Consider the following 11491-nt stretch of genomic DNA (forward strand, 5'->3'; position numbering starts at 1 on the left):
GCGCCCCGCCGCAAGCCGCGCCGCCGCCGCGTCGAGCGCCGCATCCAGCCCCCGCGGTACGCCATCGACGCAGGACGCCGCGGCCGCCGGATGATCGAAGGCCGCCAGCCCCGCCCGCGCACGCGCACAATCCCCGCCGCGAAGCTGCAGCACGGGCCCAGGCGCGAGCGCCAAGCCATCGCACAGCAGGCTGCAGAACGGGCAAGTCCAGTCCCGGGGCTGCACGCCGGCCACGGACATGGCTGCGGATGGAATCGTTTCGGTCGTCGTACTCATGCGCACGCATCATGCAAGCGATATGCCAGCCCGCTCGGGCAGGCGCAGACCGCCGCCAAGGCAAGCCTGCGCCCCAGGCCCCGGCGCAATGCCACGCAGCAGCGTTCAACTCTGGCACACCCCCACCGCGGCGCGGCGGCCGACTGTGTCACAACTGAGCAGCCCCCCGGCCAGCCGCCCAGATCCCCTGGATGGCCAGCTCGAAGCCTCCGAACTGGCCATCGGCGATCATCAGCCCCACCTGTTCGATACACGCACTGCGCAGCGCCGGCGCGTCGGCCACCGCGCGCCCGCGCCAGGTGGGCCGGAAGTCAGCCAGGGGCAATGCCAGTCGGGTCCAGATACCGGCCGGCGTCACCCAGCCGGCTTGGTAATTGACACCGTCGAAGCCGCGATCGATGCGCAGGTTGAGCTTGTAGCGGCGGCCGTCCCCGCGCACGACGAGCTCAATGGCGTCGATGCCCCCTGCCGGCAGCGGCGTGACCGACGCGCGCACCGAGGCGAAACCGCCATTGTTGTCGGGCGCAACCTGCCCGCTGAACACGGCATGGCCGGCCGGATCGAAACGAAGGGCGCTGCGCGACACACCCCCCATCACACGATCGTCGATCGCGGACCAGGCGGAGACCGCTTCTGAGCGATCGAAGACGAAGAGCGTTTTGAGCATGGTGGGATTATCGCGCCGATGATCGGTGTCGCAGCGTAGGGCGAAGCCGCGTCGCGTCAAGCGGAAGAAACGCTCGGCTTAACCACCGCACTGGCTCCGAAAGGCCTGGTCGCAACAAACCGCAAGCGGACGTAATCCGCCATCCAACGCCCGTCTCCATCGCAAAGAGCCGGCCGGCAACGCTCGACAACCTCCACGACAAACGCCTTGCGCGCCTCTTTCGGAAGGCTATTGATGAAGATTTGCGCGAAGGTCTCGAGCCAACCCGTCACGTCTCCTGGCAGAGGCGTCGGCCGAGAAAAAGCCTGCACCTTCACCGGCTCGAAGCCATAACGCGTCAGTAGTGCGTGGTACTCGTCAGCCCTTGGGAAGAACCACGGATTCAAGGGCGTAGCGTCAATGCCTCTGGTGCCAAGCGCCTCTTCCAGCGCCCGCAGGATTGTCGCCACATTGCCATGGCCGCCAAACTCCCCCACAAAACGACCACCGGGCCTCAGCGCTCGATAGACCCCATCCAAAACGAGGCCCGGACGCGTCATCCAGTGCAAGGCAGCGTTGGAAAACACCGCGTCGAACTCGGCATCGAACCGTAGCTCATGCCCATCGACGACACGGGCATCCACTCCCGTGCTGATGGCCGCGGCGACCATCTCGGGACTTGCGTCCACGCCGACCACTCGGCAACCAGCATCGTGCAGCGCCTTCGCGAGTGTTCCATCTCCGCAGCCGAGATCCAGAATCCGCTCGCCCGCACACGGCGCCAGTAGATCAACCACCTGAGCACCGAGCTCCGAGACGAAGTGCGCCTCCTCAGCGTACTGCGCCGGATTCCACTTCTGCTTATCCATGGGCATCAACTGCTCCTTACGCGAACGCCAACTCCCGGCACAGGCGCGGGTTCCTGGCCGCAAAGCGGCAGAATGATCGCCCCCGTCCCGAGGGGCGACAACCGACGACTGTTACGTGAGCACACCGCCATCTACAAACCTTGCCTTGCCCTTTCAATTGCGGACTTGCCTGCCTACACGGAACCAGCGAGGAAGCCGAGTAGCGCAGCTTCTCGGCGGCACCCCGCAACGGCAGCTCAAACACTGTTAGCAGAATCATCGTTTGGGACGGGATGCGGCAAGGACTTGGCAAAGGTAAACGCCTTGGGCGTTGGCCCATGCGATCAGCCGACACGCACTTCTACCCCGCAGCGGGGGCCGTCTGCGCGAACAGCGTCGCCGCAGCGAAGAAGATGAGTCGGATCGCTGCATGAACTCCAGTGCCTACCGTTGCGATAAACGATGACAATGTCAAGAATGTTTTTCGCTAATATACGCCCATGACTGCCTAATACCCAACACATAAAGCAAACCCAATACAACGCATACAGCCGAGCTCACCGCCCAGAATGCAAGGCTGTTTTCTGGAAAAACATGCATTAACGGCATAAAAGCCACCCCCCGCATCAAATATATTGCGGCGATTACGCACAGCACCAAGCGCAATAATGGGAGTCTTAAAATAACACCTGCACCAGACAGAGCATAAAGCGACCAAATTGACAGCACTGCAACAATAGCCGATGTAACTATCGTCGGATAAATATGCCCCGCCTCGGCCATTTGCGCCATTTGTTCTCCAGCGCCAAGAAACCTATACCAGTCACCGCCGAAGATAATGCAACCCAAATGCAACAATGCAGCCACCCCACTACAAATGGCTGCCGCGATCAGGAGTTTGTTTTTTTGCATGGAGTCAGTTCCTTGTAGAGCTCACGTCTGAATTCACTGGCGCCGCATAGCTTTGTCGCACAGCGTCGGTGGAATGTTGGCTCGGGCCGACAGCCCAAAGCGCAAAGGTCGGCGCTGCCCCTCTGGCGATACGGCAAAGATGCGAGGTTTACCGTCGCATGAGCGCGAACACACCCCAGCCAAGATATTCGCGGGTGTAAGCGGCATAGCGTGCAGGCTCCGCAGTCAGTTGTGCGCGCACCTCTTCTGCCAACTCGTCATCGGCATTGACCTCGAGCCATCGGCGCATCGTGAGCCATTTGGCCGCCTCGTATCTATCCCAACCGTCTTGGTTAGCTAGAACCATCTCAACGACGTCGTAGCCGTGCTTGCCGAAAGACGAGATCAGTTCTGGAAGCACAAGGAAATCAGAGACCGAACTTGCAAGACATCGCTTGGCGATATCTTCCGTTGGCGGCAATTGCCGCCAATAAGGTTCGCCGATCAGGATAATTCCGCCGCTCCGCAGGCTACGTGCCAGAAGCTCAATGGTGCCAGCGACGCCTCCGCCGATCCATGTGGCACCAACACAAGCGGCCACGTCGGCCTTCTCATCAGCGACATAACCAGTCGCATCGCCGTGAATGAACCTGACTTGATGGGCAACACCGAGTTCTTCAGCTCGTTGTCTCGCCTGTTCGGAGAACAACGAACTCATATCGATGCCGGTGCCGATAATGCCGTGATCGCGCGCCCACATGCACAGCATTTCCCCCGAACCGCTACCAAGGTCGAGCACGCGCGCCCCTGGCTCCAGACGCAATGCAGCGCCAAGAGTCGCGAACTTCTCGGGTGTGAACGGATTGTGGATGCGGTGCGCACGCTCCGTGATATTGAATATCCGCGGAATGTCCATCGTCAAAAACCCTCTCATGGGATCGGATAGATTTGGTGGAGGCTTAACACTCTGGCAAGAGACGCGACATTATTGGCACGCCTCGCTGGTCCAGCATGTTACGCATGGCGGCCATATGCATTTGCCTTGGCGAGCCATTTCTCACGCTTTGCCTGACTTGAATCCTTGACGGGGCCAAAGCTCGAAATGGCGACAGGTTTGATGCCGCTGAACTCGAGAATGGTGCGCTTCATCTGATTATGCCCTGGCATGCGATATACCCAGCGGAAATACCAAGGCGGTGTATCCATGGTAACGAGCAGGTGAGCTGAGCGCCCTGAAAGCAGGCGGTCCCAGAACAGAGAACCCTCCCGGTACTTGAACGCGAAGCCAGGCAGAAAAACTCGATCGATGAAGCCTTTGAGCAAAGCAGGCATAGCACCCCACCAGATGGGATACACGAAAACGATATGCTGTGCCCAGGTGATTGCAGCTTGTCCAGCTACCAGATCAGGCTCAAGCTCCTGAATGACAGTGTAGCCCTTGTGGAGCACTGGATCAAAAGCCAGGTCACCAACGGAAATCAGTTGAACTTCATTACCCGCGGCCTTGGCTCCCTCAATGTACGAATTAGCGATAGCACCACAAAAACTGTCGTTGTCTGGGTGGCCAAGGACTACAAGAATGCGCTTGCTCATGAATATGAAAGCCTGACGACTGTGTATAAAAACGCGATTACCGTTAATTCGGTCCCTGTCGGCGGTCGCCGACGCTGTCGCTCATCATCATGGCAAACCGGGGCGCACCCACGCGACAGATCACCGATAACGCTTCCGGCTGCCCAGAAAACCACCCACGAGTGCACCCGAAACACCCGCCAGAAGGCCAGGCCCGGTGGCCAGAATCATCTCGAATGGCCACAGATTGTGAGAGCTGGGGTTCGACGAAGTATCGTAGATGACGCGAGCCAGGACTGCTGCAGGGACCGAGGCCCCGACGATCAGGGCGGAGGGCCAAAAACGAGTGCTCGAAAGGACGCGTGGTAGAGCAGCAAGGGCAGCGACGACGACGAGGGGCAAGCCCCACACGGCATTGGGCAGCGAAATCTGGGCGTAGGGGATCGGCCAATAGAATGCCCCCACCACAAAGAATGAGCCGAAGAACGCGAGGGCTAGGACGACCCGATTGCTTAGTGTCATGCAGGGAGACTCCCCGTGGTGTCTAACTCAAAAGCTCAGGGTCGCGTCGCTTGCGGCGCGTCCCTAGGAGCCCAGTGTCAGACCACGCATTCACTGCATTGAATGAAGGCCAATCATATTGCCTTCAGTATCGACAACCATCGCAATGAAGCCGTGCTCACCAATAGACATCTTGCCCTTGAAGAGCTCACCTCCATGCGCCGCCGCTCGCTCAGCCTCAATTGAACAATCCTCGCAGGAGAAATAGACCAAGGTACTACCACCAGAAGGGCACCCTGCCATTCTCACCAGTGCTCCTGCTGCACCGGCCCCCTCCATTGACATCGGAAATGCCCACATCTCCATTTCAGGGAAGCCGTTGGGGTCAGGATTCTTCAGTTCTTCTAATGTGCCTTGAAACACAGCCTCGTAAAACGCCTTCGCACGGGGCATGTCCTGAACGTAGATTTCAAACCACGCAACCGGATTGCTTTTCATGGTGTTTCTCCTTTTGCGAACAAATGGTGAAGAGGCCTAACGACGGTGTAGAAAAACCCGATTTTCGGGCAAGCAGTCCTGGTCAGCGGTTGCCGACGCTGTACAGCTGACGCGAAGGCCGAGGCACCGCTGGTGTCGTTGTGGCAGCACGCCACCAGCGGCGCAAGATCGATCTCATGATCGATCAGGTGACAGAGCGCGTGCTCGAAACTCCCCGGAATCACCTGCCGGTCGAAATCCACCGGAGTCATCTTCAGGCCATAGGCGGGCGTCTTGAAGCGGGGCATCGCAGGGCTCCGGGAAGCGATGCGGAATTATACCTTTCGCATCGCGCTCCGCGTACGGGCGGAAGGTCTTTCTACAGCCTCAACGCCCACGTTCACCGGCGGCAAGCCGCGCAGCGGATCGACGTCCGTGAGGAACGTGCCGTTAGACGATGGTGTGACATGGATTGCTGAAACTATTTATCGGCTTCACTTGGATGACGGAAGACGTGCCAAGGTGAGCCTCGAAATTCCATGGTCTTCTCATGCTTAGCTCCTACCGCGATAGCGAGCCGAATGGATGGTTCGTTTTCAGCATTAATAAAGCTGATCGGCGCTTTATTGCCCAAGCACTCAAAGGCTCGCGGCTGAATGGCTCGCACCGCCTCAGATGCAAAACCCTTGCCCCAAAATTGACGCGACAGGGCCCACTTGATCTCTGGTTCAGGCCAGTCATTCGGATACCACATGCCAACTGCCCCGATGACTTTGCCCGTTTTTTCCTCAACGGCAGCATATGGACCGTACCCGCGAATGGCCCAATGCCCAAGCATGCTGCTCATCGCGCGCCAGCTTTCACCTTCTGAAAGAGCACGCCCGAAGGTGAACTTCGTGCATTCTGGATCGCTGTAGTGCTCATGCAGTGAAGACCAATCAACGTGCGCGAACTGTCGAAGATGCAATCTTGCTGTCTTAAGTTGAAGTGGAAGCCCAGTCATAGATGTCCCGTCAAATCTAACCGGGATAGAAAGAAGCCTCACAGCCCCTCCCTCCCACACCACCGGACGAACGGGTCACGTATCCGGCGGTTCGATGAATTAAATTCCTACCGCGGCGCAAGGCTGGGTAGTCCCAAGTTGTTGAAGTAGCGTAATGGTAACGCAAGGGCCAATGCTGGCGTCCTGGACAACCGCCACGGGCCGTGAGCAGATTTGCTGGTATTCCAGGCTTCGCGCACTGTAACGCCACGCTTGCGCAGTTCCCGGTAGCCAGCCGGACCCCATTGTCTCCAAAGATAGCAGCGCAACTTGCGTCGTACCCACTTGTCAATATCGCGCAGAGGACTCAGCACCTCGGCGATGCCGAAGTACGCTTTCCAACCAAGCAGGGTTTCTCTCAGCTCTGCAACAATCCTGACAATTGTGATGCCTCTGGTGCGACGGGTCAGTTCCCGCACCCGGTCCTTCAGCTTCTCAAGAGCCTTATCGGCCACCTTCAGCTTCGCTCCGTTGCGGCTGACCGTGAAAACCAGGAACTTGCGGTTCATGGGCCGATCCACCGCGCTTTTGCCGCACCTGCGGTGCGTCTTACCCCACTGCAGCGGATTCACTGTGAGTCGCAGTGTGTCACTGACATAGCGTGTCACGCTTGCCATCACCCGCTCTCCCGAACGTTTGATCCTGACAAGAATGTTACAGTCATCGGCATATCGGGCGAAACGGTGGCCACGCCGGTCCAGTTCCCAATCCAGTTCATCCAGCACCACATTGGCCAGCACAGCGATCCAGCGACGAGTTCATCCTGCGGCGTCGCCGCAGCCCGCTTGCGCAGATGCTGTCCCGTCTCTCTTCACCACGCTCCTTTGTCTTTCATCGTTCAGGCCTTCGGCGGTGGCGCCGCCTACTATGCCCTCTGCTGACCTCTCCACGATATTCAGCGTCCGTCTCCAGACGCCCAGCTTCGATCTATTGAAGCACCGGGGAGATCTCCCGGGGTAAGACACGTTACCTTCCCTGCATGGACGCCGGATTTACAAAGTGCACCTTGCTGCCGCAGATAGAGGGCTTCACGGTCACGTGCCCGCTCGCCCCAGATACACCACGCCTCATATCCGGTTCTTGTTCATCGCCCCGCAGTTTCGGATTGGACTTCCTTCAGACCCTGTCTCACGACAACGCCCTTGCCCTTCTCCTTGCCTTCGACTCTGCTCGCCTGGCCGTAGGACTTTCACCTACGAAGTAACGCGCCATGCCCGGCGCACACATTCAAGGTAACCGGCCTTGCGCGGCTTTATGCGCAAGGTCCGGTTGACCGCAGGGTTGGGCGTCATTTGCAGATTGCCAACGCCAAAGGAAAACTGCGCCGAGCACAAGACCTACCGGCGTTTGCAACGCATAGAGGACGTTACGGAGGGCCGACGCATTCAAAGGAAATTGGGTAAAGAACAACGCCCCGATAGAAAGCGCCACTAGAAGAGCGATGGGCAGCTTTGATTTACGTGGTGACCAGTGCGCGGCAAGTGCTCCAGCGACTACCGATGCGCAGAACCCAAACCCTTGAACAAAGAGCCACTCACCGCTTTCGGGTGGATACGGCCCGGGCAGAGAGCGATAAGGTTCGGAATAGATGGCAGCCCACACGAACGGACGGAGGACCCAATACACGACGCTAAAAAGAACCGCGGACAGCGGGTGCGCCACCATTCCGGCCAGCACGGCACGCCAAACGGATTGAACCTTCGGAGGGTGCTTGAGAGAGAGTAGTTTCATGACGCCCAACGTTAAGCTTCAGCCGACGGCGAAAAGCGCAGCTTTTTGACGGTCGGATGCAAGCGCTTGTTATGCATCATTCGCCTGCCTATGGGCAACATACTCTTGCATCTGCTGTTCTATCCATTCTTTGGTGATCCCAAAGGACGCCCAAGCTGTCATCCATAGCGTATCCATGCGCGCATCAACCGATTTCAGGTGTTTCAGAATTTCAATCAATTCGTCGATCATCTTCCGTCGCCCAGATGGAACCATAAGATCAACATCGTGGACCACAAAGAAGCGATGTGCGAGGTAGTTCCGTTGCTCCAACGCACGGGCAAGATCGGCTTCGAGGTCACTCGGGACGGCGAACTTGCGCTTTGCTGCATTGATCACTTGACCAAATGTTTTCTTGTCAAAGGACTCATAGAGTTTATCGACGTCGCCCACTGTGATTCCCGGCGTGCGTTTTGCCAGCATTGCGACGGCAAGGTTAAGCACGCCGTGCTCAAGAACCGCGGCTTTGTAATATGTAAGTCCGAAGAATGCATAGATTTCCTTCGGGTCGTCATAGTCGGGTTCAGGAATCTGCAGCATGGTGTTCATGATGCATAACGTTTGAATTCACCGGACTGCGCGGCTTTTCGCGCAGGTCCGGTGGAATGAGGGGTTAGAGCCATCCGAGTTTGACGTAGGAGACATTTACATTCCATTCATTCAAAAGATCTCGGGTTGCTTTGTGTAGATACGGGATGGTTAGACTCTCCTCATCTGGAACAACCTCTTCGGAGAACAGAAGGCTAGCCACCTTCTTCTTACTGTAGCGACAACAGTCGTGAAAGAAGTAATACAAGAAATCGTGAGTGCCCCTCATGACAGCGACCGCATCTGCTGTGTGCCAGAAATTCGAGTTGGTGGCAATTTTTAACAATAAGCTTTCTTCTCTCTCGGCAGTTGCTTCGTCTTCGGAAGAATGAACCCAGATAACCTTCTGCTTCTTGGGGTGGACATAACCATCTCTCAGTTTCTTGATTTCTTGCAGCCCCTGGACCACAGATATTCCTCGATCGATCTTTCTATTGCGAAATGTGGTTCGCAGGAAGAAGTCGAATTTTCCAAGAACAGACAGCTTGTCGATTTCTTGGAAAATGGACCGCTCAAGATCAAGCGTTTCCACGCATATGTTCGCCACAACTTCCGGTATCAGCATCGAGTTGATAATAGAGCTTCTTGCAAGAGTGTTTGAAAGATCTGGATTCCGTTCAAGCTCTGCGGATTCAAGCAAAACAATGCTATCGACGAGCAGCGGGAAAAAATTTCTGTGGTATGCCTCGCGTTCCATGTGGGATAGATGGCTCTAACGAATAGGGTTTATCCCTCGCGCCGCAAGCGCCGTCCAGTGCGCGGGCGCCTGCCGCGAGGGATAAGCCTTGTTGAACTGAACCGCCGCGCTGGCGGTGATACTGGGGATTCTACGCGCGGCTCATCCACATTGGATAGAGCGCGACAGGCCCCTGGCATCAGCGGGTCGCCGCTCCCGGCTCAGCGCTCGCGGCCATCGCCGTAATCGGCCGCAATCGTGTGCCGACCCTGCGTCGGGCGGGTGTTGTCGGTCGCGTTCGCCAGTCCGGGAACGTGCCACGGCCTGCCGGTGCGAGCACCGCATCGGCAAGGATCGAGCCCGGATCAAATGCACGTTCATGGCGGCCCATCCCGACAGCGCGGCGCCGGCGCAGGCGGATCGTACCGGCGAGCCATGACGATCTCGACCGTGTGCCAACGCCCGACCCTGCAGTGCGGGCAGCATCGCGGATCTTCCCCACTGACGCGGGCGAGGAAGTCCTCGGCCGCTTCGATAGCGACTGCTTGTGGTGCCGGTGTCTGAAGTGCCAAACGGGCGGCGGCGAGCCGGGCCCGCTTGTGGCCACAGGCGAGCAGCCCGTAGTGGCGCAGGCGCTTGAAGCCGGCCGGCAGCACGTGGCGCAGGAAGCGTCCGATGAAGGTGTCGGTCGGCAGGCTCACCGTAGGTCTGCCGCCGGTTTCGTTGTCGCGCACCCGAAGGCGCACCTGGCCCCCATCGCAGCCGAGCAGGCGGTCGTTCGAGAGCGCCACGCGGTGCGTGTAACGGGCAAGGTAATCGAGCACCTGGGCGGGCCCGCCTGGCGGCGGCGTGGCGTAGACCACCCAGTCGTGCGCGAGCAGCACACGGCGCCGGGCTTGCCATGCACCCGGCGCAGCGCTCGGATCGTCGGCCAGTTCGCCGCTGCGGTGGGCCGCGTCGAGCCGCGCGAGAAACTTGCCCCGAAACACCTTCGAGGCGGCCTGGACGGGAAACAGGAAGCGCGTGCCGCGCACCGGTGTGCGCCATCTGCCCTCGGCGTCGAGCCCGCCACAGGTGATGAGGGCGTGCACATGCAGGTGCATGCGCAGGTCCTGACTCCAGGTGTGGAGCACGAGGCTGAAGCCAGGCACGGCGCCCAGCCAGCGCGGGTGGGCGGCGAGCTCGAGCAAGGTCGCCGCCGCACTGTCGAACAACGCGCCGTAGAGCCAGCGTGGGTGCTGGATTGCCAGTGGATTGAGCGCGTGGGGCTGCCGTGCTCACGCAGGATGCCGGCCAGCGTGGGTCGGTCCATGGCCGCTCGGCCTCAGAGCCGGCGCAGCAGATCGAGCGGGCTGTCGTGGGGGATTGAACCCGGACGCGCCAGATGCAGGTAGCGCTGCGTGGTCGACAGGTGGCCGTGGCCCAGGAGCTTCGCGAGCGTGGCCAGATCGACGCCGGCCTCCAGCAGATGGGTGGCGAAGGCGTGGCGCAGCGTGTGGATGCCGCCCGTCTTGGTGATGCCGGCCCGGTCGCGGGCACGGTAGTACGCACGTTGCGCACTGCTGATGTCGAACGGCTGGGCGGCGTCGGTGGCGCGAGGGAACAGCCAGACGCGGGGTTTGCAGATGCGCCAATAGACGCGCAGCGCTTCGAGCAGGCTCGGGCTGAGCAGCGTGTAGCGATCCTTGCCGCCCTTGCCTGCCACCACCCGGATGCACATGCGATCCGGTGCGCTGTCGATGTCGGCGATGCGCAGTGCGCACACCTCGGACACCCGCAGTCCGGCCGCGTAGGCCGTCATCAACAGCGTGCGCGTGCGCAGATTGGCGGCCGCCTCGAACAGGCGTGCCAGTTCCTCGCGCGAGAGGATCTCCGGCTGACGTTGCGGCGTGTGTGCGTAGGGAATCGTGATGGCCTCGGCCCTGCGGCCCAGCACGATGTCGAAGAAGAACTTCAGGGCGCACACGGCCTGGTTCACGGTCGTGTAGGCCAGGTGCCGCTCGGTGATCCGGTGCAGCAGCCAGGCCTTGACTTGCGCGCCATCGAGCCGGTCGGGGCTGCAGTGGTAGTACGCGGCCAACTGCGCCACCACCGACAGGTAGGCCTGCTGCGTGCGCCGTGCCAATCCGCGCAGCACCATCGCGTCGATCATCTGCTGACGTAAGGGGCTCATGACACTTCTCCTTGAACGCGGGGACATCCCC

General features: G+C 59.5%; 14 protein-coding genes and 2 pseudogenes. All 16 read right to left on the minus strand.

All coding sequences use genetic code 11. The features are described from left to right. A pseudogene (locus B447_RS20880) lies at positions 1 to 276 on the minus strand (formylmethanofuran dehydrogenase); the annotation flags it as partial. Between the two features lie 148 nt (positions 277 to 424). Further along, positions 425 to 943, minus strand: coding sequence for a CIA30 family protein (locus B447_RS20885; RefSeq protein WP_004248667.1), 519 nt, complete (start codon positions 941 to 943; stop codon positions 425 to 427). A gap of 56 nt (positions 944 to 999) precedes the next feature. Beyond that, complete coding sequence (locus tag B447_RS20890) at positions 1000 to 1791, minus strand: class I SAM-dependent methyltransferase (RefSeq protein WP_232431694.1); 792 nt, start codon at positions 1789 to 1791, stop codon at positions 1000 to 1002. 450 nt (positions 1792 to 2241) lie between these two features. Further along, positions 2242 to 2682, minus strand: coding sequence for a hypothetical protein (locus B447_RS22390; protein ID WP_083491508.1), 441 nt, complete (start codon positions 2680 to 2682; stop codon positions 2242 to 2244). A 148-nt stretch (positions 2683 to 2830) separates the two neighbouring features. Then, a complete protein-coding gene (locus B447_RS20895) occupies positions 2831 to 3577 on the minus strand; it encodes an SAM-dependent methyltransferase (protein ID WP_004248674.1) in 747 nt (248 codons plus the stop codon). Between the two features lie 98 nt (positions 3578 to 3675). Then, entirely contained in the window at positions 3676 to 4254 is a 579-nt protein-coding gene (locus B447_RS20900) for an NAD(P)H-dependent oxidoreductase (RefSeq protein WP_004248676.1), read from the minus strand. A gap of 120 nt (positions 4255 to 4374) precedes the next feature. Beyond that, positions 4375 to 4755, minus strand: coding sequence for a hypothetical protein (locus B447_RS20905; RefSeq protein WP_004248678.1), 381 nt, complete (start codon positions 4753 to 4755; stop codon positions 4375 to 4377). A 90-nt stretch (positions 4756 to 4845) separates the two neighbouring features. After that, positions 4846 to 5232 carry a VOC family protein gene (locus tag B447_RS20910; protein ID WP_004248679.1) on the minus strand — a complete coding sequence of 129 codons (387 nt, stop codon included), beginning with the start codon at positions 5230 to 5232 and terminating at the stop codon, positions 4846 to 4848. After that, positions 5229 to 5519 carry a hypothetical protein gene (locus B447_RS20915; protein WP_004248682.1) on the minus strand — a complete coding sequence of 97 codons (291 nt, stop codon included), beginning with the start codon at positions 5517 to 5519 and terminating at the stop codon, positions 5229 to 5231. The genes B447_RS20910 and B447_RS20915 overlap by 4 nt, the downstream gene beginning before the upstream one ends. A gap of 173 nt (positions 5520 to 5692) precedes the next feature. Further along, positions 5693 to 6178 carry a GNAT family N-acetyltransferase gene (locus B447_RS22395; RefSeq protein WP_004248685.1) on the minus strand — a complete coding sequence of 162 codons (486 nt, stop codon included), beginning with the start codon at positions 6176 to 6178 and terminating at the stop codon, positions 5693 to 5695. A 143-nt stretch (positions 6179 to 6321) separates the two neighbouring features. Next, positions 6322 to 6762 (minus strand): group II intron maturase-specific domain-containing protein, encoded by a 441-nt coding sequence (locus B447_RS22400; protein WP_198291850.1) that lies wholly within the window; start codon positions 6760 to 6762, stop codon positions 6322 to 6324. A gap of 718 nt (positions 6763 to 7480) precedes the next feature. Continuing rightward, positions 7481 to 7984 (minus strand): hypothetical protein, encoded by a 504-nt coding sequence (locus B447_RS22765; protein WP_198291851.1) that lies wholly within the window; start codon positions 7982 to 7984, stop codon positions 7481 to 7483. Between the two features lie 69 nt (positions 7985 to 8053). Then, entirely contained in the window at positions 8054 to 8572 is a 519-nt protein-coding gene (locus B447_RS20920) for a hypothetical protein (RefSeq protein ID WP_157384738.1), read from the minus strand. 64 nt (positions 8573 to 8636) lie between these two features. Further along, positions 8637 to 9308, minus strand: coding sequence for a hypothetical protein (locus tag B447_RS20925; RefSeq protein ID WP_157384739.1), 672 nt, complete (start codon positions 9306 to 9308; stop codon positions 8637 to 8639). A 356-nt stretch (positions 9309 to 9664) separates the two neighbouring features. Beyond that, positions 9665 to 10555: pseudogene (locus B447_RS20930) on the minus strand (IS91 family transposase); the annotation flags it as partial. Positions 10556 to 10611: 56 nt separating this feature from the next. Next, positions 10612 to 11460, minus strand: a complete 849-nt coding sequence (locus B447_RS20935) for a tyrosine-type recombinase/integrase (RefSeq protein WP_002939066.1) — start codon at positions 11458 to 11460, stop codon at positions 10612 to 10614. Between the last annotated feature and the right edge of the window lie 31 nt (positions 11461 to 11491).

It is taken from the genome of Thauera sp. 27 (assembly GCF_000310125.2).
Lineage (GTDB): Bacteria > Pseudomonadota > Gammaproteobacteria > Burkholderiales > Rhodocyclaceae > Thauera > Thauera mechernichensis.